The sequence below is a fragment of the Acetitomaculum ruminis DSM 5522 genome, from assembly GCF_900112085.1.
GTDB classification, from domain to species: domain Bacteria; phylum Bacillota; class Clostridia; order Lachnospirales; family Lachnospiraceae; genus Acetitomaculum; species Acetitomaculum ruminis.
Map to the genome: position 1 here is coordinate 32,433 of NZ_FOJY01000015.1, position 20,303 is coordinate 52,735.

The window sequence follows — 20,303 nt, forward strand, 5'->3', positions numbered from 1 at the left end:
ATGTGCATAGATTTTTGGATTATGGGTTTAAGTCAAAGGAACCGCGTTTACGTTGTGTTCCTTTGATTTTGTTTTGTATTGTTTTATTAAAATTGTGCGTATTTTGATGTATATTGTGAATTTGACTTGATAATGTTCATTAAATATTTAATAATTGTATATATTATCTTGTATTTAATTTATAGGAAATTAATTAAGGAGGGATATCTTGATAAGTTCTGATGCTTTTGATTATATAAATGTATTGAATAAAGCAGCTGATGCAAGTTGGCTTAGACAGGAATGTATAAGCAATAATATTGCCAATGATGATACGCCGGAGTATAAAAGACAGGATGTTGATTTTGAAGGTGTATTATCAAGGGAATTAAGACATATACAATATGATTCTCTAGATAAAAAGGTTTCAAATCTTAAGCTTTCAAGATTAGATGTTGGAACATATATAGATTCCGCAAACTATTCTTACAGAATTGATAAGAATAATGTGGATATTGATACTGAAAATGTAGAACTTGCTTCTAATACCATCAGGTATCAAGGTCTTACTGACAGTATTACCCAGGAGTTTTCCAGACTCAAATCCGTTATGAAATAAAAGGAGGATTAATCTATGGCAATGTTTCAGGCTTTTAATATAAGCGCAACAGGAATGACGGCTCAGCGATTTCGTACAGATATTATTGCTGAAAATGTAGCCAATGCCACCACAACAAGAACTGCAGAAGGTGGTCCTTATACCAGAAAGATTGTAACTTTTCAGGAAAAAGATTTGACAATTTTTTCAGGAGTTCTAGATTCAGAATTAAAAAAGAGGTCAGCAGTAGGAAACGGAGTTAAAGTTTCAAAAGTTACTGAAGACAGGGAGACGGAGTATATAATGGAATATGATCCGTCACATCCTGATGCGGATGAAAATGGATATGTTACATATCCTAATGTGAATATAGTCACTGAGATGACAAATCTTATCGATGCCAGTCGTTCTTACGAGGCAAATGTAACAGCTTTAAATGCTGCCAAATCTATCGCTCAAAGTGGAATTCAGATCGATCAGGCATAATAATATCCACTTTTCAAAAAAAATTGATATACATATTGAATATAAAATAGGGAGGCAATCATATGGATTCAATTGCAGCAATTAAAAGTATATCTTCTGATGTAATCAGACAGGCAATAGATAGTAATGAGAAATTAAATAATGTTCAAACAGGAAGTTTTGACAGTATTTATTCTTCAATGATTCAGAATATAAATGAAACCAGCGATCTTCAAAACAATTTAGAGACCGAGGAAATAAAATTTGCACTGGGTCTTGCAGATAATACCAATGACTTAACAGTTGCCCAGCAAAAGGCTAGTACGGCATTAAATTATACCGTAGCAGTAAGAGACAGGTTATTAGATGCCTACAAGGAAATAATGAACATTACTATTTAGTCTGAAGGATTTGTTTGAAAGAAGTAGAAAAGCGGATTTTGAATGTCTGCTTTACTTTATGAAATTCAAGGAGAAGTTATGCTTGAGAAAATTAAAAATATACCTAATAGAATCTTAGAATGGTGGAATGGCTTTACAAACAAGCAAAAAATAATAATTTCAGGAGTTGCAGCAGCTGTTTTAATATCGGTAATTGTCTTAGCTGTTGTACTTACAAGACCGACTATGGTGACCCTTATTACCTGTGAGAATACTGCTGAAGCTTCAAAAGTCAAAGGGCTTTTAGAAGGGGATAGTATGGGGTATGACATGTCGGAGGATGGATTGACCTTTAAGGTTAAAAAGCAGGACTTAGCAGATGCGGAATTGCTTCTTGGAGGAAATGATATTCCTACAAAGGGCTATGACTTAGAAAGTGTATTTGAAGGTGGATTTAGTGCTACAGAATCAGATAAGACCAAGAAATATACAGCTTATCTTGAAGATAAAATAGCTGATACACTTGCTTCCTCAGATATGGTAGAATCGGCTACGGTTCAGCTTGTTATGCCAAATGATGATGGAACAATACTTGCTTCAAGAGAAAATACCTATGCAAGTGTTATGCTTAAATTAAATAGTGAATTAGAAGATGATGTGGCCGAAAATTTTGCAAAATATGTTGCAACGGCGGTGGGAAATGATTCAACCCACGAGGTAACCATCATTGATTCAACCGGTAAACAGCTTTATGACGGTGGTGATGAAAGCAATGACGGAAGTGTTTCAGCCAGCACCCAAATGGAAGTTAGAAATAAAGCTGAGGCCATGGTAAAAAAAGAAGTTAAGGATGTTATGATTGGTACCAATATGTACGACAATGTGGAAGTTGGTATGAACCTTAATATCAGTTTTAAAACAACCAATGTTACAGACCATGAATATTATGTGGCAGATGGTAATAAACAAGGCTATAAAGACTCAGAAAGTGTTTATAATAAAGAATCCCAGGGAGGAACAAGCGGAACTCCGGGAACAGATTCAAATGATGATACAACTTATCAGATTCAGGATAATGCAAACAGTTCGGAAACAATCAGCGAAACAGATACTGACTATGCATTAAATGAGAAAGTAACTATTACCGATGAACCGGCAGGAACCATAGATACGGAAAATTCTTCAATATCAGTTGTGGCTACCACATACAAGATTTATAACGAAGATGATCTTAAGGCAGACGGATCATTAGACGGTACAAGTTTTGATGAATTTAAATCCAAAAACAGTGAAACAAAGAAAGGCACAGTAGATGAAGAACTTATTAAAAGTGTTGCAGATGCTACAGGTATTCCTACAGCTAATATTTCAATTGTTTCTTATACGATTCCGTATTTTGTGGAATCTGACGGATCAGGACTTACCGTTTCAAGAATAATTGAGTTTGTATTGGCAGCATTGATACTTCTTATGCTTGGATTTGTAGTATTTAGAAGCACAAGACCGGCAGAAGTTGTAGAGACAGAACCAGAGCTTTCAGTAGAATCACTTCTTGAGACTACCAGAGCCGCTGAGGAATCTTTAGAAGATATCGGGTTTCAGGAAAAATCAGAGACTCGTTTGCTTATTGAAAAATTTGTGGATGAGAACCCTGAGGCAGTGGCCGGTCTGCTTAGAAACTGGTTAAATGATGATTGGGAGTGATGAAAAAATGGCGAATTCAGAAATAACCGGCCTGCAAAAAGCCGCAATCCTACTCATTGCGTTAGGGCCAGAAAAGTCGGCTTCGATTTTTAAACATTTAAAAGAAGAAGAAATAGAAGAATTGACCTTGGAGATTGCAAATACCAGAAGCGTATCTCCTCAGATGAAAGAAGAAGTTTTAGAGGAATTTTATCAGGTATGTCTGGCTCAGCAATACATTGCAGAGGGTGGTATTGGATATGCAAAAGAACTTTTGGAAAAAGCTCTTGGAGGAGAGAAGGCTTCAAGCGTTATCTCAAAACTTACATCTTCCTTACAGGTACGACCTTTTGAATTTGTAAGAAAAGCAGATCCTTCGCAAGTCTTAAACTTTATACAAGATGAGCATCCTCAGACCATAGCTCTTATACTTTCGTATTTGAAGCCACAGCAGGCAGCTATGATTATTGGTGCCATACCGCCGGAAAAACAGGCAGATGTTGCAAAAAGAATTGCACTTATGGACAGAACATCTCCGGATGTTATTTCAGAGGTAGAAAATATATTGGAAAAGAAATTGTCTTCACTGGTAAATCAGGATTTTGCCATCATTGGTGGTGTAGATTCTGTTGTAGATATCTTAAATACAGTAGACAGATCTACAGAAAAGCATATTATGGAAACTTTGGAAATCGACGAGCCGGAACTTGCCGACGAAATCAGAAAGAAAATGTTCGTATTCGAGGATATTCTTCTTTTGGACGACAGATCTATCCAGCGTGTGCTTAGAGATGTTGATAATAACGATCTTGCAACTGCTCTTAAAGGTGCAAATGAAGAAGTTCAGACTGCAATCCTTAACAACATGTCAAAACGTCTTGCATCTATGATTAAAGAGGATATGGAATTCATGGGTCCTGTACGTATGAAAGATGTTGAAGAAGCACAGCAAAAGATTGTTGGTATTATCAGAAAACTTGAAGATTCAGGTGAAATTGTTATTTCCAGAGGTGGAGGTGACGAGATAATTGTCTAATCTTTTTAAGGCGGCGTTCGTTAGAAACAAGGATGGACAAACGCCCCATGTTATTGATTCAAACTCTTTATTGATGGAGAAAATGCAAAAAGCAAAGGAAGCCTATGAGAAAACGGATGAGCCTTATCAAGATGGTGACAAGGTGGTATTCCAGGAATTTTCTGATGAAGAAAATGACGGCTTTTTTCAGGGAGAGGGAGATAACGAGGTGGAGGAAGGAGAAAATACCGGCTTCACCTCAAATGTTATAAAGGCTCCTGAATTTGATCTTGGCAAATATGAGGAAATTGCAGCTGAGATTTTAGCAAAGGCACGAAGAGAGGCTGAGAGCATTAGAAATGATGCCCTGGTAGAAGCGGCAGAAGTTAGAAATGCAGAAGCTTTAAAAGGTCGTGAGGAAGGCTATGAAGAAGGCTACAATCAGGGTATTGAAGCAAGAGAAAAAGAAATGGAAGAGTTAAGAGCTTCCGTGGAAGAAGAAAAGGCGAGTTTACAGGCTGAATATAACAAACAGGTAGCAGAAATAGAACCTCATCTTGTAAATGTTATCGCTGATGTCTTTGAACAGGTTTTTCTTATTCAATTTGCCGATAAAAAAGAGATTGTATTGAATATTGTTAAAAATGCTGTGGAGAAAATAGAAGACAGCAAGGAATTTACCATAAAAGTACCTGTTGAAAATCTACAATTTTTAATTGAGCATAAGGCAGAATTGCAGGAAAAACTTGGCGAATATGTAAAAATTGAGATAATTTCCGATAATACCCTCAGAGACAATCAATGTATTATTGATACGGATTCCGGTGTTTTTGACTGCAGTCTTGATATACAGTTAGACAATCTGGTGAGAGATTTAAAATCCTTAAGTATTACGGAGTTTCAGAATAATAGGTAGTTATTATGGCGATTAATTATGAAAAATATAAGCAACTTGCAACATGTACATTTTATAAAAAGCTTGGCAGGGTGGAAAAAATTGTCGGTTTAACCATAGAGTCCTTAGGACCAGAGGCAAATTTAAACGATTTGTGTAAGATATATATAAACGGCAAGAAACCTCACACTGTCATTGCGGAAGTAGTTGGCTTTCGTGATAAAAGGATACTTTTGATGCCCTATGAAAATGTTGAGGGAGTAGGACTTGGATGTATTGTGGAAAATACCAATCGTCCATTAAGCGTTGCTGTGGGAGATGAGCTTCTTGGCAGGGCTGTTGATGGACTAGGCCATTTTGAAGGAATGGAAGATTGTAATTTAAATCACATTTATCCTGTTGATGCACCTCCCCCTGATCCTATGAAAAGAAAAATGATAAATGAGGTTATGCCCCTTGGAGTCAAGGCGGTGGACGGACTTATCACCTTGGGAAGAGGACAGCGTATAGGCATTTTCGCAGGTAGTGGTGTTGGTAAAAGTACCTTGCTTGGTATGTTTGCAAGAAATACGAAAGCGGACATCAATGTCATTGCTCTTATTGGAGAACGAGGCAGGGAGGTCCGTGAATTTATTGAAAGAGATTTAGGCGAGGAGGGTATGAAAAGGTCTATTGTAGTGGTTGCTACATCTGATAAACCCGCACTTATTAGAAAACAGGCTGCAAAAACGGCTACAGCCATTGCAGAATATTTCAGAGACCAGGGCAGGGATGTTCTTTTGATGATGGACTCACTGACCCGTTTTTCCATGGCTCAAAGAGAGATAGGACTTGCCTCAGGAGAACCTCCCGTAACAAGGGGATATCCTCCTAGTGTATATTCTGAGATGCCAAAGCTTCTTGAAAGAGCAGGAACCTCTCAGAAAGGCTCCATAACAGGTCTTTATACAGTTCTTGTAGATGGTGATGACATGAATGAGCCTATTGCCGATACAGCAAGAGGTATCTTAGATGGCCATATTATTCTTTCCAGAAAACTTGGTCATAAAAATCATTACCCGGCCATAGATATTTTACAGAGTATTTCCAGGGTTATGAGCTCAATTGTTGATGATAATCACAAGGCGGCTGCCGGAAAATTAAAAAATGTAATGGCAACCTATAATGAAGCAGAGGACCTTATTAATATAGGTGCCTATAAAAAGGGTTCAAATCCGGATATTGATTATTCAATTGAAAAAATTAAAGAAATAAATAGTTATCTTAAGCAGCAAACCTATGAAAAATTCAATTTTGAAGAAGAAATTGCAATGTTAGAGGCTATATTTGAATCTTAAAGGCAGGTGATTGTATGGGCAGATTTATTTTTAAAATGCAAAATATCCTGGAGATAAAGATAAAGCTGGAAACTCAGGCAAAAAATGCCTATGCAGAAGCAGCCAACCGACTTAGTCAAGAGGAAGAAAAAAGGGATGCTTTGATAAAAAGAAGGCTTGATTATGAAGATGAGGAAAGAGAACTTATGACAGGTAAGATGAATGTCATTGACATAAAATCCCAAAAAGAAGCCATAAGAGTCATGGATGAGCTGATAAAAAGACAAAGGGCAAAAGTAGTTCTTGCCAGAAAAAATCTGGATTTGGAAAGAATAAAACTTAATCAGGCAATGGTTGAAAGAAAAACCTACGAAAAACTTCGTGAAAGGGCTTTGGAAGAATATCGTGAGGAGGAACTTGCCAGAGAAAGTAAAGAAATAGATGAGCTTGTCAGCTACAAATACGGAACAAAACAATTATAAGGCGGTGAAATAATGGCAGATGAAAAAGATAATAGCGTGGAAAATGCAGTAGAAAAACCGGCAGAAAAGCCCGTGGATAAAGCTGCAGAAAAAAGAGCAAAAAAAGAAGCCAAAAGAGAGGCAAAAGAGGCAAAAAAGAGAGAAAAACTTGAAAAAGAAGCAGCTAAAAGGGGAATGACAGTCGAGGAATTATTGGAAGAAAGAAGCGGAGGAAAACTGTCTGTTGTCATTTTGACTTTTCTTATACTTTTAGTGTGGCTTGCTATTTTTGCAGCCCTCATAAAATTTGACGTGGGAGGTTTTGGAAGTACTGTTTTATATCCTATGTTAAAAGACGTTCCATATGTAAACAAAATTCTTCCTGATGTGGAAGATGATACCAACAATGCTACAGGAGAGGAATCAAAATATCAGACTCTTGACGAAGCCCTTGCAAGAATTGATGAATTAGAAAAAGAACTCTCAGCAGCTAAATCTTCCTCAAGTGGTGACAGTGATAAAATATCAGAACTTGAAGAAGAAGTTTCAAGACTTAAGGTATATGAAGAGAATCAAACAGCCTTTCAAACTGAAAAAGAAAATTTTTATAGAGAGGTTGTTTTTGGGGATAATGCACCCGATATAAATGAATATAAGACATATTATGAAAGCATTGATTCAGAAAACGCAGCCAAGCTTTATAAAGAGGTTTTAGCTTCGCAAGAAGCAAGCCAAGAGGTACAAGATTACGCCTCAACTTACGCTTCAATGAAGCCGAAACAGGCGGCAGCCATACTTGAAACAATGACTGATAATTTAAGTCTTGTGGCAAAAATTCTCGATAATATGGACACCGAGGACAGAGCCAATATATTAGGAAACATGGATAAAAATGTAGCTGCACAGCTTACAAAACTTATGAATCCTGATTAAAAATTAGAATTATGAAAACTAAATATTGAAAGGAGGAAGGCTATGGATAATGCAACAAAGATTGGTCTTTTGGTAGGGCTAAACAGCATACAAAACCAGACTTTTGAACAGTCTTTAAAAGCCGATAAAGCCGTGATGGATTTTTCAAATTATCTTGGAAATCCCTCAGATAAAGGGTCTTTGATTGAACAGTCTGATACGGGACAAAAGAAGGCTTTTAATCCGGCTAAGGATGTTGGCAAAGATATGCTTTATGAAAAAGATTGTTCTAAGGCAAAGGATTCAATTAAGAAAAAGGATGTCCTTAATAAGCCTGATATTTCAACTATAGCAGACAAAATAACTGCTGTAGAAGACAAGGTAGAAACTTTGGTTTCTGAGGCTTTGGGTATTTCAAAAGAGGAGCTAAAAGAAGTAATGGAAGAAGCCGGTTTATCCTGTATTTCATTATTACTTCCTCAAAATCTTACAAAGCTTTGCATGGAGGTTACAAATGCAGCTGATGTGGGAGAGCTTTTGATAAACAGTGACTTTTCAGCGCTGATGTCTTTAATTTCAGATATCTCTCAGGAGTTTGTGATTGAAACTGCTATTCCTAAGGAATTATTATCATCCTTAATCGAAGATATTGAGAATATGCCGGTAAAGGTTGAAAATCAGGTATTAGCACCAGAGGAAGATAAAAAGCTTGTGGATTTATCAGAGAATGCACAAATAGCAGTAAATGAGGAAAATGAAGCTTTGCAAACAGTATTTCCAAAAGCAGAGATTCTTACTGATGAAAGTCAAAAGCCTGCAGGAGAAGAAATTAAAGCGGAGATTCCAAATGAGCCAGTAGAAAATGCAAAAGAGGAGTTCTCCAGTGAAAATCTTAAGGAGCTTTCAGTTGAAAAACCTGAAGAAGCCGTAGAAAATGAGGCAATCTTTGTGGAAGTAGCTAAAGATGATTCAAAGTCAATTACTGTAGAAACTTTAAATCCTGTAAAGAAAGAAGAAGTAGTTTCAGATGAAAATACAGACCAAGCTGAAATTCAGGATGAATCTGTTAAGGAAGTTGATTTAAAAGTTGGCAACATTAAAGAAGAAGGAGAATCTAAAGGTGAATCTTTTGAAAATGAAGAATTTACAAAAGATCATGATTACGCTTCACCTGGTAAAACAGTGAAAAAAGAAGTTATTTCTCCAGAAGAAAATGTAACCCATCAAACCACCACAACCTTTGATTCGGCTAATCAAACTATTGTAGTTGAAACAGTTACAGACAGTGGAGTAGTTTATACTTCAGTTACGGTAACAGATATTTTAGAGCAGATTGCAAACCAGGTAAAAATCAATGTTAATGACATCAGTCAGGGGATTACGATGCAACTTAATCCGGAACATTTAGGAAAACTTGGTGTTAGCTTAACTGTTAAAGCCGGTGCTCTTACAGCATCATTTGTTGTAGAAAACGCTCAGGTTAAGAGTGCACTTGATTATTCAATTTATCAGTTAAGACAAAGTCTTGAAGCTTCTGGAATAAAAGTAGATGCCGTAGAGGTTACAATTGCCAGTCATGAGTTTGAAAGCAATTTAGAACAGGGGCAAAACCAGAATCAAAACCAGAATGGACAAGAGTCCTCAAAATATGCAAATGGCAGTCTGGATGAGGATGGAAGTGGAATGTATGAAGTTTCAGAAGAAACCGAGGAAAGAATAATGAGAGAAAATGGAACTACCATGAATCTCACAGCATAATTTGAAAGGGTGAATAATATGCCAAATATCGTTCCTGTAGTTGATGGAGTTATTCAGTCAGATAAAGGCAAGGAAAGTTCCAATACAACTAAAAAAAGTAATTCAAGTATGGATAAAAATGCATTTTTACAGCTTTTGGTAGCTGAGATGCAATATCAAGATCCCCTTGAACCTACAGCAAATACAGAATATATTTCACAATTTGCTACATTTTCACAATTAGAAGAATTACAAAATGTAAGCGCCGTTACAAAACAGACCTTAGGTTCAGACCTTATAGGAAAAATAGTTGTGGTTCAGTCAACAGACAAGCAAGGCGCAACCAATTATGTGGAAGGAATGGTTGACTATATCCTTCAACAAAACAACAATACATATCTTTCAGTAAACGGAGGTTTGTATAAAGTTGATGACTTATATCAGGTTGTAGATCAGGATTATTACGAAGCTATGGATGTTTTAGAAGCTTTATATGAAAAGTTATCTGCACTTCCGGCAACGGATAAATTAACCTTATCAGATCAAGCAGCCGTAACCACCGCAAGAAGATTGTACAATTCCTTAAATGAAAAAGGAAAAGGATATGTATCTTCAGAATTGTTAAATATTCTGACAGATGCAGAAGAAAAAATTGCTGAGCTTAAAAAAGCAGTAATCGGATAAATTATTAAAAGATTTTATATGATGAAAAAGTTAAATGGAGATGATGACCATGAATATTAATAATAATTTCAAATCCATTGGTCAGGTAGCAGATCAGTATTTAAACCAAAACAAGACTAACTCAAGGAAAATTGGGGATTCCAAAGATAGTCAGGTATCATTTATAGATGTATTAAAAAGAAATATACCTGATAGTGATACCAATAAGGCCGAAGAAGGTCTGAAATTTTCTAAACATGCAAGCTTAAGGCTTCAAAGCAGAAATATAGACTTAACACAAAGCCAATTAGAAAGATTAAATAATGGTGCAAAAAAAGCATCAGAAAAAGGTATTAATGAATCTTTGGTAGTGGTGGATGAATTATCTTTTATAGTTAATATTCCTAACAAAACAGTAGTAACTGCCATGGATCAGACAGAAAATGAAGATAATGTTTACACAAATATTGATGGAGCCGTGATTATTTAGCCGGACCTTAATGGAGGTTAATGCTTTTGAATGACAGAGAAAGCATATCGGTTCTATCACAATTAAGTTAAGATTGGAGGAACTTAATTATGATGAGAGCACTTTATTCTGGTGTATCTGGATTAAAGACACATCAGACAAAAATGGACGTTATAGGTAACAATATTGCCAATGTAAACACAGTTGGATTTAAGTCCACATCCGTTACATTCCAGGAGCTTATGTATCAGACAACTCAGTCTGCATCAGGTGCTCAGACAAACGGACGAGGCGGTGTAAATGCCAAGCAGATAGGTCTTGGTTCTACAACCGGTGCTACAAAAATAAACATCACTTCAGAGGGTGCTACCCAGACAACAGGTGATGGCTTCGATTTAAAAATTACAAATTCTGATTCTTTCTTCATCGTAAGTGATGGAACAAATAAATATTTCACAAAAGCCGGTTCATTTTATGTAGACGGAGCAGGAAATCTTTGTATGACTTCCTCCGGTTACAATGTAATGGGATGGCAGGTAGATCCGGAAACAGGAGAAATCCAGAAAGATGTAGTTTCAGCACTTCAGATTATGAATGCAAAAAATATGACATCACAGCCGGAAGCTACAACAAACGGTTATGCATCAGGTATTATGGATAAAAATGATGTTGAATATTCTTCCACATCAGGAAAGATAATGACACTTTCATTCTATGATGCTTTAGGATTTTCATATACCGCTAAATTCTCAGTAAAATCAACAGATACAGATGGTGAATACAGTGTAGAACTTACAGATATACTTGATTCTAACGGAAAGTCTATTAAGGATTCATTAAATGCAAGTTTATTAAGTGATGTAGTAAACTTTGGTTCAAACAATACTACAACAAAAACAGAATTGTATTCACTGGTAACAGGAGTAACCTATGATAATGTTAATAAGATTTATGGAAAAACAGTTACAGCAGTAGAAGATGTTTGTTCTAATGACAAAGGAAAAATGGTTAAGGGACTTTCCTATGGAAATGTAACCTGGATAAGTGAAACAGCGGCTCCGTATAAAGTAGAAGCTACAGGAACAGGTACTCTTACAAAAGAAGACCTTGAAGGAGAACCATATTATCTTACCTACATGACCACAAATCTTGATGGAAGTAATTATACAACTTCTCCTGGAGGATACTATGTACAGGTTGATAAGACAACAGGAAAAACCTATATCATAACAAATGAAGCAAGAACTGTAAATGACTATAAAGGTGCTAATTTTACCGGAAGAACCGAAGATTATGAAATTAAAACCTGGGATAGTATGCTTGGTACAACAGGTGCAGTAGTAACTGAGGCAGATACCGGAGTTAATATCACCGTTACCCAGGAATTTACTACTGATGATGATGTTAAATACGATGATGCAACACTTACCTTCACAAAAGAAGTAACTCAGGCTGAGGCTTATGGAATCACGGAAGATCCTACAACTACTTATTCATATGCAGTTTCTCCGGATGGACAGGCACAGGTTACAACAGTAACTTCCTTTGCAGGAGGAACGCTGGTATTTGATACAGATACAGGTAAGTTTAAAAACATTAACGGTTCTGATTCCATGACACTTGATTTTAATACAAATTATACAGATAAGGCAGGAACCACAAAATCCCTTAAGAATTTTTCAGATGTTTCTATCGACTTTTCAGCTATTAAATGGCTTGATAACAATGGAAAATCCACAGTGGGACTTGATCCTGGACTTTCAACAGATGATGTATCAACAGGAAAAGGAAAGATGCTTGGAAAGATGACCGGAGTTTCAGTTTCCCAGGATGGAAAGATTTATGGAGCATATGACAATGGTAATACTGAACTTTTAGGACAGATTGCAGTAGCAGCCTTTGCAAATCCATCAGGTCTTGAAAAAATAGGAGATAACCTTTATAGTACAACACTTAACTCAGGTGAATTTGATGGAATCGGTCAGGAAATCACAAGTGATGGTGGAAAGATAGTAACAGGAGCTCTTGAAATGTCAAATGTAGACCTGGCAACAGAGTTTACGGAAATGATTACAACCCAGAGAGGTTATCAGGCAAATTCAAGAATTATTACAACCTCAGATACATTACTAGAAGAACTTATAAATCTTAAACGATAATTTAATTTAATAAAAATAAGGGTTTAGGTGCACAGTATCTGTGCACTTAAGCCTGTAAAAATGAAAAAATGGAAAAAATGAAAAAAAGGAAAGTAACAGCATACGGGGAGGATTGTGAATATGATCGAAGTAACTCGATTTAACAATGATAAAATATTAATCAATTCGGATCTAATTGAAATGGTTGAAGAAACACCGGACACTGTCATCTCCTTTAACAATGGAAAAAAACTGCTGGTAAAAGATAGCAAAGAGCAGATTAAATACAAAATTATTGAGTATAAAAGAGAAATTTTTAACAATTTGCTAAATATTAATGAATAATTGCTAATGAGGTAATTATTATTTTATTTAATATTTAAATAGTATATAATAAAGGCGGTGAATGTTGTGGATATAGCATCTTTGGGCGGACTTATAGTCGGCATTGTAATGATGGTTTTTGGAATCGGTATAGCTTCTTTAGGAAACTTCGTAGATGTATCCTCCGTATTAATTACCATCATGGGATCACTATCAGGTGTATTCGTATCCAGGTCAATAGCAGATTCGATAAATGGTTTCAAATCTTTTGGTCTTATTTTTAAGACTATCGCTACGGATCCTACGGATACAATTAAAAACATAATAAGATTATCCAATGTAGCAAGAAAAGAAGGTCTTTTGGCCTTGGAAGAAGCTGCTGGAGAGATTGAAGATGTATTCTTAAAAAAGGGTATTATGCTCGTAGTAGACGGTACAGACCCGGAACTGGTACGAGGTATTCTTGATACAGATTTAATGTGTATGGAAGCAAGGCACAAAAAGAATTGTGCATTTTGGGAAAAATGGGGTGAATTAGGTCCTGCATGGGGAATGATCGGTACCCTTATCGGACTGGTTAACATGCTTAAAGACCTTAGTGATATGGCGACTATCGGACCAAATATGGCGGTAGCCCTCCTTACAACATTATATGGTTCTGTAATTGCGAACTGGCTTTGTTCACCGGTTGCAGAAAAATTAAAGGCGAACTCAGCTGCTGAGACAACTTTAAAAGAACTTACAATAGAAGGTTTGCTTTCTATTCAGGCAGGTGAGAATCCAAGAGTTATTGAAGAAAAACTTAAATCATTCTTACCACCTGCAACCAGAGAAGGAGTATCCGGTGATGAAGAAGGCGGAGGAGGTGAAGGCTAATGGCTAAACAAAAACAGGAAGATCCTCCGAAAGGGTCTCCGGCATGGATGGCGACATTCTCTGACCTTATGAACTTACTGCTTTGCTTTTTCGTATTGCTTTTTTCAATGTCAAGCGTAGACTCTGCAAAGTATGAACAGCTGGTAGCATCACTTCAAAGTGCATTTTCAGTACTTCCTTCAGGTGGCTCTACAATTGTGGAAGAGGGTACTTTTGTTTCCTCTGGTGTAAGTCAGTTAGAAGAGTTTGACTCAATATATAATTCCATTGAAAATGAAGGAATGGGTACGGACAATAATGTGACAGAAGAAGATCCTAAAAATGATAAAACTGTCACTGAAGAGAATATAAGTGAGGAAAAATTAAAGGAAGAATATCTTTATAAGGCGGAAGAAGAGTCCGAAAAGATGGAAAAAATCGTAGAAGACCAGGCTAAGCAAAGCGGAATCTTAGATGACATTTCTCTTAGTCATACTTCTGCATATACAATGTTATCCCTAAACGGAGCATTGCTTTTTGACTCAGGTAGTGCCGATATCAAAGCTGAGGCCATAACGGTAGTAGATAAAGTAGGTGATATAATAATAGCGGCATTTCCTGAAAACAAGATAGAAATAGAAGGACATACGGATAATGTGCCTATTTCATCTTCAGCCTACAGAGATAATAAAGTTCTTTCTACCTTCAGAGCACTTTCTGTAACTGAGTATTTAGTTAATACAAAAGGTTTGAATGTTTTAAATATAAAATATTCCGGAAGAGGGGAATATGACCCTATAGATACCAATGATACACCGGAAGGAAGAGCTAAAAACCGAAGAGTAGAGATTAAAATTTATAATTCCTACAGTGACTTTTAATAAAATAGGAGGAAATATTAATGAAAAAAAACTTGTTTAGCATAATTATATGTGTGTTGCTAATCATAAACATTGTTTTTTCAGCTTTGCTTACTTTCACAATGGTTCCTGCAATATCAAATTCCAATGAGCTTATTGCCAAAGTAGCCAGCGCAATAGACTTAGAAGTTGAAAGTTATGGTACTACAGGTGTAGATAGTGTACCGATTGAAAATATTGAAGTGTATAATATTGCAGACAGTATGACCATCAACCTAAAAAAAGGTGAAGACGGAGCAGATCATTTTGCAGTAGTTTCAGTTTCATTATCTGTAGATAAAGAAAGTGAAGGCTATGAAAAGTATTTTGCAACAATATCCGAGAAAGAAAGCCTTATAAAAGATAAGATTCGTTCAGTTGTATCTTCATATACCATCGATCAGATTAAAGATGATGAAAATGCAGTACTGGAAGAGATTCTTGAATCCTTACAGGCATTATTCAATTCAGATTTCATTATATCCGTATCATTTAGCAGTGCGGTATATCAATAAAAAACATTTGCCTTAAAGATGTAATGATGTGATATTTGTTTTAGTACAAAGTCGCTTAAAATAAACAGGAGGAAAAGCAATGAGTGATGTATTATCACAAAATGAAATAGATAATCTCCTTCAGGCTTTAAATAGTGGTGAATTAGATGTAAATGAGATGTCCGATGAGCCGGAAGTCCAAATTAAGGACTACGACTTTGCCAGACCTGCAAAATTCTCAAAAGAGCATTTAAGAACATTAGAGATAATATTTGAGCATTATGCGAGACTTTTATCAACCAATCTTACAGTATATTTCAGAAAGAATATTCAGGTTGATGTCATAAATGCAGAAGCAGTAACCTATTCAGAATTTGCTAATGCCCTTTCAAATCCGGTTTTACTTAGCGTTGTTGAATTTGCACCTTTGAAAGGAAATATTATCATAGAACTTGCCAGCAATTTAGGCTTTGCAATTGTTGACAGACTTTTGGGAGGGGAAGGCAATAGCTTAGAAAGAATTAGAGATTTTTCAGAGATTGAGCTTACGATTATTGAGCGAATAATGAAGGTTTGTGTGGACATTTTAAGAGAACCATGGGAAAATGTTGTGGAACTTGATCCTTATCTTGAAAGAATCGAGACCAACTCACAGTTTGCACAGATAATTTCACCAAGTGAAATGACTGCTATTGTCACTATAAATCTTAAGCTTGGAAATGTTGAAGGACTTATGAATATATGTCTTCCTTATATCTGTCTGGAAGAGGTTATGGACAAACTTAATACCAAGTTCTGGTATTCCTCAAGACAGGAGTCGGATGACAAATCCTACAGGGATTCTATTGAAGGTATGCTTACAAAAGTTGATGTGCCTGTCAAGGCGGTTCTTGGAAAAAGTGCTATTTCGGTCAGCGACTTTTCATACCTGCAACCAGGAGACATTATACGATTAGATACCAAGATTGATGAAGAACTTAGTGTATATGTTGGAAACATAGAAAAGTTTAAAGCGCTTCCGGGTGCTACCAAGGATAATTATGCAGTAAGGGTTACATCGATTATAAGAGAGGAGCAATGAAAAAATGGATGGAATGTTATCCCAGGAAGAAATAAATGCATTGTTAAACAGTGGCGGTGCCGACGGTGCAGGAGCTGAAGGCGAAGAAGGCTTAACTGATGTTGAAAAAGACGCCATTGGAGAAATTGCCAATATAAGCATGGGAACAGCTGCTACCACGCTTTTCTCCCTTGTAAATCAAAGAGTTGAGATTTCAACCCCTGTTGTATCATATATTGATTGGGATGAAATAGCTAATACTTTTGTTAAACCATGTGTATTTATTCAGATTTCCTATACGATAGGTTTGGACGGAAGTAATCTTTTAGTTTTAAAGGAAGCTGATGTTATGACCATCACCGATTTGATGATGGGTGGTGATGGTACCAATACAGAAGGCGAGTTGGGAGAATTACAATTAAGTGCCATTTGTGAAGCTATGAACCAGATGATGGGTTCCTCGGCTACTTCACTTTCTTCCATGCTTAACAAGAAAATAGACATCAGTCCTCCGAAAGCTGATGTTATAGATATAAATGAAAATCTCAACGGAGCAGATATTGATCCATTCCTTGCAAACAAGTTCGTAAAGATATCTTTCAAATTAGAGATTGGTGATCTTGTAGACAGTGAGATTATGCAGTTGTATCCATTGTCATTTGCAAAAGAGATGTATGAAAGCTACAAAAATAATATGGCAAGTGATTCAACAGTTGCCAAAGATTCAGCTCCGACTCCTGATATTGAAGCAGCAAAACAGCCGGAACCTGCAGCTACTCAGGGAGCACCTGCTCAACAGGCTCCGCCTATGCAGGGAATGCCAATGCAGGGACAGCCAATGGATCCGAATATGGCAGGAGGCTATGCAATGCCACCTTATGGTATGCCGCCATATGGATACGGACAACCGGTAAATGTTGCACCTGCTCAGTTCTCACCGTTTGAAAGCAATTATTCTCCAATGATGCAACATGAGAACATTGATCTCATTATGGATGTACCATTAGAGGTAACAGTAGAACTTGGAAGGACAAAGAAATCTATTCAGGAGATTTTGGATTTCTCACCGGGTACCATTATCGAACTTAACAAAATTGCCGGTGAGCCGATAGATGTATTAGTTAATGGAAAATACGTTGCAAAAGGAGAAGTAGTAGTAATTGAAGAAAGCTACGGAATCCGAGTAACTGAAATAATTAAATAAATAAAAAGAGAGGGATAGTTGATGGCTAAGAGAGTATTAATATCAGATGATGCGGCATTTATGAGAATGATGATTAAGGACATTCTCACCAAAAATGGATATGAGGTTGCCGGAGAGGCAGAAAATGGTAAGGTTGCAGTTGAAAAATATGAGGAGACAAAACCTGATTTAGTACTTATGGATATTACCATGCCTGAGATGGATGGAATTCAGGCACTTAAAACTATTAAAGCTGCTCATCCGGAAGCATGTATAGTAATGTGCTCAGCTATGGGACAGCAGGCGATGGTTATTGAAGCTATTCAGTCCGGAGCAAAGGATTTTATTGTAAAACCTTTCCAGGCTGACAGAGTATTAGAAGCTGTTAAGAAAGCAGTAGGCTAGAAAAGTCAATGATATTACTAGAGATAAATATGAGTTGGATAGACAGCATATTTCAGTTTATTCAGGTGCTTTTTATCTTTGTGGTAGTTTTGGCATTGACATATTTTACAACAAGGTGGCTTGCCAACTATCAGAAGAAAAATCTGGTAGATTCCGAAATAGAAGTTTTGGATATGGGCAGGCTTACCGCCAATAAATATATACAGGTTGTGAAAGTTGGAGATCGTTATCTTGTTCTGGGAATAAGCAAGGATGAGATAACGATGTTAACCGAGCTTACCAGTGAAGAAGCAAAAGTGTTTGAAAAAAATGGGGAAAGGGCTGCGCCACCTGGATTCGATGACGTATTGAAAAAAGTTAAGGCTACTGCGGCTAAATTTAAAAAATAGGCAGGCATTTATGAATGAATAGGGATTTAAGTAAAAAAGCCAGACATTTTGCCAGAGTCTGGATGGTTTTTTTTATGGTAGCGGTGTTTGTGGTAATATGTAATCCCACATCAAACGCGACATCTAATTCCACTACCACAAGGACAAGTGAAAATGGCAATAATACATCTACAGAAAATAGTAAAGATATAGGAAATGCAGGAGAAAATAATGGTTTGCATACAGATGTAGATGGACTTTCTATTACATACAATAATGAGAATGGTAATCTTTCGGCAACGGTAAGAATATTGATTTTTCTTACTGTTATTTCTATTGCACCATCACTTCTTGTTATGCTCACATCTTTTACAAGAATAATAGTTGTATTGCATTTTACAAGACAGGCGATTGGTACTCAGACTGCCCCTCCAAATCAGGTTTTAGTTGGGCTTGCGCTTTTTTTGACATTGTTTATAATGTATCCTACATTTACAACCATTTATGATGAAGCCATAAAGCCTTATGATGCAGGACAAATTACCCAGGAAGAGGCAATAAAAAAAGGTCAGAAACCCCTTAGGGAATTTATGTTTAAAGAAACACAAACCAAGGATATAGACCTGTTTTTAGATATATCAGGTGAAAGCGAAAATTTTAAAAGCTATGATGATGTTTCAATGACTGTACTTATTCCAAGTTTTATTTTAAGTGAATTAAGAACGGCCTTCATTATAGGTTTTTTAGTATATATTCCATTTATAGTCATAGATATGGTTGTGGCATCGGTGCTTATGTCAATGGGTATGATGATGCTGCCGCCGAGTATGATATCGGCACCATTTAAGATACTCTTGTTTGTACTGGTAGATGGATGGGATCTTATCATAGGAAATCTCGTTAAAACATTTTATTAAAAAAGGGGGATGAATTGCTATGATAAATACAGAAGTTGTAATGGATATAGCAAAGCAGACAATATACATACTTATTACTAATGCGGCACCATTACTTATCATTTCCCTGGTGGTTGGTCTGGTAATAAGTATATTTCAGACTGTTACCTCCATTCAGGAACAGACCCTTACCTTTGTTCCAAAGATATTGGCCATTTTTGTGGGATTAATGATTTTTGGATCATGGATGTTAAACCAGTTAATAGGTTTTACTACAGAGTTATGGAATAATTTTGATGTATACTTAGGATAAAAATATGGTAAATTTAAGTTTCACTTTAGGACAATTTGAAATGCTCCTTACCATATTTGTAAGGATAACAGCTTTTATTTTTGCTGCTCCCTTTTTTAATTTAAGAGGTATTCCAAGAAAGGTAAAAATAGCCCTTGGGGCTGCTGTTGCCTGTATGTTATATACGGTTCTTCCACAAACCACTTTGGAATATAATACGGTTTTGGGCTATGGAATTATAATTATAAAAGAAGCAATAGTAGGAGTAAGTTTAGGTTTTGTGGCAGATATCTGCAATCAGATAATAATGCTTGCAGGAAAGCTTATAGATACAGATATAGGACTTTCAATGGTTATGGTATTTGACCCTGTTTCCAATAATTCATCCAGTGTTTCAGGGGTATTATATAACAATTTTTTGATGATGTTATTGATAATAACAAACATGCATCAATACATATTAAGAGCTTTGGTAGACAGTTATAAGGTAGTTCCCATAAACGGTTTGAATTTTAATTATTCAAAACTATACGCCACTGTTTTAAAGTTCATGTCAGACTATATGATGATAGGCTTTAGAATAGTACTACCCATATTTGCCTGTATGCTCATAATAAATTTGATTTTAGGTATACTTGCAAAAGTTGCTCCTCAGCTTAATATGTTTGCAGTAGGTATCCAGATAAAATTGCTGGTGGGGCTGATTGTTCTTTATCTGACCATAACATTATTGCCAGATATTGCGGAATTTATCTTTACACAGATGAAGGAAATGATGGTTATGATGTTGGAAAGTTTATATAATTAATATAGGGT

Annotated in this window: 24 protein-coding genes; all 24 read left to right on the top strand. The window is 36.2% G+C overall.

The annotated features are described in order from the left end of the window. Window positions 1–208 precede the first annotated feature (208 nt). The 24 genes from flgB (at window position 209) to fliR (ending at window position 20,295) form a co-directional block, all read left to right on the top strand. Window positions 209–598 (top strand): flagellar basal body rod protein FlgB, encoded by a 390-nt coding sequence (gene flgB / locus BM153_RS10045; RefSeq protein ID WP_092873319.1) that lies wholly within the window; start codon window positions 209–211, stop codon window positions 596–598. 15 nt (window positions 599–613) lie between these two features. Next, entirely contained in the window at window positions 614–1,063 is a 450-nt protein-coding gene (gene flgC, locus BM153_RS10050; RefSeq protein ID WP_092873321.1) for a flagellar basal body rod protein FlgC, read from the top strand. Window positions 1,064–1,125: 62 nt separating this feature from the next. Continuing rightward, the gene (locus BM153_RS10055) at window positions 1,126–1,443 is read left to right on the top strand and encodes a flagellar hook-basal body complex protein FliE (protein ID WP_092873323.1); all 318 of its coding nucleotides are present in this window, start codon (window positions 1,126–1,128) and stop codon (window positions 1,441–1,443) included. 78 nt (window positions 1,444–1,521) lie between these two features. Continuing rightward, window positions 1,522–3,126: a flagellar M-ring protein FliF C-terminal domain-containing protein gene (locus tag BM153_RS10060; RefSeq protein ID WP_092873408.1), complete on the top strand. Its 1,605-nt coding sequence runs from the start codon at window positions 1,522–1,524 to the stop codon at window positions 3,124–3,126. 7 nt (window positions 3,127–3,133) lie between these two features. Further along, on the top strand, window positions 3,134–4,141 hold the full coding sequence (gene fliG / locus BM153_RS10065) for a flagellar motor switch protein FliG (protein ID WP_092873325.1): 1,008 nt from the start codon (window positions 3,134–3,136) through the stop codon (window positions 4,139–4,141). After that, window positions 4,134–5,036, top strand: coding sequence for a FliH/SctL family protein (locus BM153_RS10070; protein ID WP_242949120.1), 903 nt, complete (start codon window positions 4,134–4,136; stop codon window positions 5,034–5,036). The genes fliG and BM153_RS10070 overlap by 8 nt, the downstream gene beginning before the upstream one ends. A gap of 5 nt (window positions 5,037–5,041) precedes the next feature. Continuing rightward, complete coding sequence (fliI, locus tag BM153_RS10075) at window positions 5,042–6,352, top strand: flagellar protein export ATPase FliI (RefSeq protein ID WP_092873327.1); 1,311 nt, start codon at window positions 5,042–5,044, stop codon at window positions 6,350–6,352. 14 nt (window positions 6,353–6,366) lie between these two features. Further along, the gene (fliJ, locus tag BM153_RS10080) at window positions 6,367–6,813 is read left to right on the top strand and encodes a flagellar export protein FliJ (protein ID WP_092873329.1); all 447 of its coding nucleotides are present in this window, start codon (window positions 6,367–6,369) and stop codon (window positions 6,811–6,813) included. A 12-nt stretch (window positions 6,814–6,825) separates the two neighbouring features. After that, window positions 6,826–7,725, top strand: coding sequence for a magnesium transporter MgtE N-terminal domain-containing protein (locus tag BM153_RS10085; protein WP_143088300.1), 900 nt, complete (start codon window positions 6,826–6,828; stop codon window positions 7,723–7,725). A 42-nt stretch (window positions 7,726–7,767) separates the two neighbouring features. Next, complete coding sequence (locus BM153_RS10090) at window positions 7,768–9,462, top strand: flagellar hook-length control protein FliK (protein WP_092873331.1); 1,695 nt, start codon at window positions 7,768–7,770, stop codon at window positions 9,460–9,462. 18 nt (window positions 9,463–9,480) lie between these two features. Then, on the top strand, window positions 9,481–10,125 hold the full coding sequence (locus BM153_RS10095) for a flagellar hook assembly protein FlgD (RefSeq protein ID WP_092873333.1): 645 nt from the start codon (window positions 9,481–9,483) through the stop codon (window positions 10,123–10,125). 49 nt (window positions 10,126–10,174) lie between these two features. Beyond that, entirely contained in the window at window positions 10,175–10,594 is a 420-nt protein-coding gene (locus BM153_RS10100) for a TIGR02530 family flagellar biosynthesis protein (protein WP_092873335.1), read from the top strand. Window positions 10,595–10,683: 89 nt separating this feature from the next. Then, on the top strand, window positions 10,684–12,732 hold the full coding sequence (locus BM153_RS10105; protein WP_092873337.1) for a flagellar hook-basal body complex protein: 2,049 nt from the start codon (window positions 10,684–10,686) through the stop codon (window positions 12,730–12,732). Between the two features lie 120 nt (window positions 12,733–12,852). After that, complete coding sequence (locus BM153_RS10110) at window positions 12,853–13,056, top strand: flagellar FlbD family protein (protein ID WP_092873339.1); 204 nt, start codon at window positions 12,853–12,855, stop codon at window positions 13,054–13,056. A gap of 66 nt (window positions 13,057–13,122) precedes the next feature. After that, window positions 13,123–13,911, top strand: a complete 789-nt coding sequence (locus BM153_RS10115) for a motility protein A (protein WP_092873341.1) — start codon at window positions 13,123–13,125, stop codon at window positions 13,909–13,911. After that, window positions 13,911–14,771: an OmpA/MotB family protein gene (locus BM153_RS10120; RefSeq protein ID WP_092873343.1), complete on the top strand. Its 861-nt coding sequence runs from the start codon at window positions 13,911–13,913 to the stop codon at window positions 14,769–14,771. The genes BM153_RS10115 and BM153_RS10120 overlap by 1 nt, the downstream gene beginning before the upstream one ends. Window positions 14,772–14,791: 20 nt before the next feature. Then, window positions 14,792–15,304, top strand: coding sequence for a flagellar basal body-associated FliL family protein (locus BM153_RS10125; RefSeq protein WP_092873345.1), 513 nt, complete (start codon window positions 14,792–14,794; stop codon window positions 15,302–15,304). A 79-nt stretch (window positions 15,305–15,383) separates the two neighbouring features. Then, complete coding sequence (gene fliM / locus BM153_RS10130; RefSeq protein WP_092873347.1) at window positions 15,384–16,364, top strand: flagellar motor switch protein FliM; 981 nt, start codon at window positions 15,384–15,386, stop codon at window positions 16,362–16,364. 4 nt (window positions 16,365–16,368) lie between these two features. Continuing rightward, the gene (gene fliY / locus BM153_RS10135) at window positions 16,369–17,547 is read left to right on the top strand and encodes a flagellar motor switch phosphatase FliY (protein WP_092873349.1); all 1,179 of its coding nucleotides are present in this window, start codon (window positions 16,369–16,371) and stop codon (window positions 17,545–17,547) included. Window positions 17,548–17,568: 21 nt separating this feature from the next. Then, the gene (locus BM153_RS10140; protein ID WP_092873351.1) at window positions 17,569–17,931 is read left to right on the top strand and encodes a response regulator; all 363 of its coding nucleotides are present in this window, start codon (window positions 17,569–17,571) and stop codon (window positions 17,929–17,931) included. Window positions 17,932–17,960: 29 nt separating this feature from the next. Continuing rightward, window positions 17,961–18,320 (top strand): flagellar biosynthetic protein FliO, encoded by a 360-nt coding sequence (locus tag BM153_RS10145; protein ID WP_177205639.1) that lies wholly within the window; start codon window positions 17,961–17,963, stop codon window positions 18,318–18,320. A gap of 14 nt (window positions 18,321–18,334) precedes the next feature. Further along, the gene (gene fliP, locus BM153_RS10150; RefSeq protein WP_242949121.1) at window positions 18,335–19,216 is read left to right on the top strand and encodes a flagellar type III secretion system pore protein FliP; all 882 of its coding nucleotides are present in this window, start codon (window positions 18,335–18,337) and stop codon (window positions 19,214–19,216) included. 19 nt (window positions 19,217–19,235) lie between these two features. After that, on the top strand, window positions 19,236–19,508 hold the full coding sequence (gene fliQ, locus BM153_RS10155) for a flagellar biosynthesis protein FliQ (protein ID WP_092873355.1): 273 nt from the start codon (window positions 19,236–19,238) through the stop codon (window positions 19,506–19,508). A 4-nt stretch (window positions 19,509–19,512) separates the two neighbouring features. Then, a complete protein-coding gene (fliR, locus tag BM153_RS10160; RefSeq protein ID WP_092873357.1) occupies window positions 19,513–20,295 on the top strand; it encodes a flagellar biosynthetic protein FliR in 783 nt (260 codons plus the stop codon). Window positions 20,296–20,303 lie beyond the last annotated feature (8 nt).

Excerpts from the sequence above, each read along its gene's own strand:
- BM153_RS10140 (WP_092873351.1), top strand. The coding sequence starts at position 17,569 with ATGGCTAAGAGAGTATTAATATCAGATGATGCGGCATTTATGAGAATG.
- BM153_RS10125 (WP_092873345.1), top strand. The coding sequence starts at position 14,792 with ATGAAAAAAAACTTGTTTAGCATAATTATATGTGTGTTGCTAATCATA.
- fliQ (WP_092873355.1), top strand. The coding sequence starts at position 19,236 with ATGATAAATACAGAAGTTGTAATGGATATAGCAAAGCAGACAATATAC.
- fliP (WP_242949121.1), top strand. The coding sequence starts at position 18,335 with ATGAATAGGGATTTAAGTAAAAAAGCCAGACATTTTGCCAGAGTCTGG.
- BM153_RS10100 (WP_092873335.1), top strand. The coding sequence starts at position 10,175 with ATGAATATTAATAATAATTTCAAATCCATTGGTCAGGTAGCAGATCAG.
- BM153_RS10145 (WP_177205639.1), top strand. The coding sequence starts at position 17,961 with ATGAGTTGGATAGACAGCATATTTCAGTTTATTCAGGTGCTTTTTATC.
- BM153_RS10085 (WP_143088300.1), top strand. The coding sequence starts at position 6,826 with ATGGCAGATGAAAAAGATAATAGCGTGGAAAATGCAGTAGAAAAACCG.
- BM153_RS10120 (WP_092873343.1), top strand. The coding sequence starts at position 13,911 with ATGGCTAAACAAAAACAGGAAGATCCTCCGAAAGGGTCTCCGGCATGG.
- BM153_RS10110 (WP_092873339.1), top strand. The coding sequence starts at position 12,853 with ATGATCGAAGTAACTCGATTTAACAATGATAAAATATTAATCAATTCG.
- fliI (WP_092873327.1), top strand. The coding sequence starts at position 5,042 with ATGGCGATTAATTATGAAAAATATAAGCAACTTGCAACATGTACATTT.
- fliY (WP_092873349.1), top strand. The coding sequence starts at position 16,369 with ATGGATGGAATGTTATCCCAGGAAGAAATAAATGCATTGTTAAACAGT.
- BM153_RS10105 (WP_092873337.1), top strand. The coding sequence starts at position 10,684 with ATGATGAGAGCACTTTATTCTGGTGTATCTGGATTAAAGACACATCAG.
- fliJ (WP_092873329.1), top strand. The coding sequence starts at position 6,367 with ATGGGCAGATTTATTTTTAAAATGCAAAATATCCTGGAGATAAAGATA.
- flgC (WP_092873321.1), top strand. The coding sequence starts at position 614 with ATGGCAATGTTTCAGGCTTTTAATATAAGCGCAACAGGAATGACGGCT.
- fliM (WP_092873347.1), top strand. The coding sequence starts at position 15,384 with ATGAGTGATGTATTATCACAAAATGAAATAGATAATCTCCTTCAGGCT.
- BM153_RS10095 (WP_092873333.1), top strand. The coding sequence starts at position 9,481 with ATGCCAAATATCGTTCCTGTAGTTGATGGAGTTATTCAGTCAGATAAA.
- fliG (WP_092873325.1), top strand. The coding sequence starts at position 3,134 with ATGGCGAATTCAGAAATAACCGGCCTGCAAAAAGCCGCAATCCTACTC.
- BM153_RS10060 (WP_092873408.1), top strand. The coding sequence starts at position 1,522 with ATGCTTGAGAAAATTAAAAATATACCTAATAGAATCTTAGAATGGTGG.
- BM153_RS10055 (WP_092873323.1), top strand. The coding sequence starts at position 1,126 with ATGGATTCAATTGCAGCAATTAAAAGTATATCTTCTGATGTAATCAGA.
- fliR (WP_092873357.1), top strand. The coding sequence starts at position 19,513 with ATGGTAAATTTAAGTTTCACTTTAGGACAATTTGAAATGCTCCTTACC.
- BM153_RS10090 (WP_092873331.1), top strand. The coding sequence starts at position 7,768 with ATGGATAATGCAACAAAGATTGGTCTTTTGGTAGGGCTAAACAGCATA.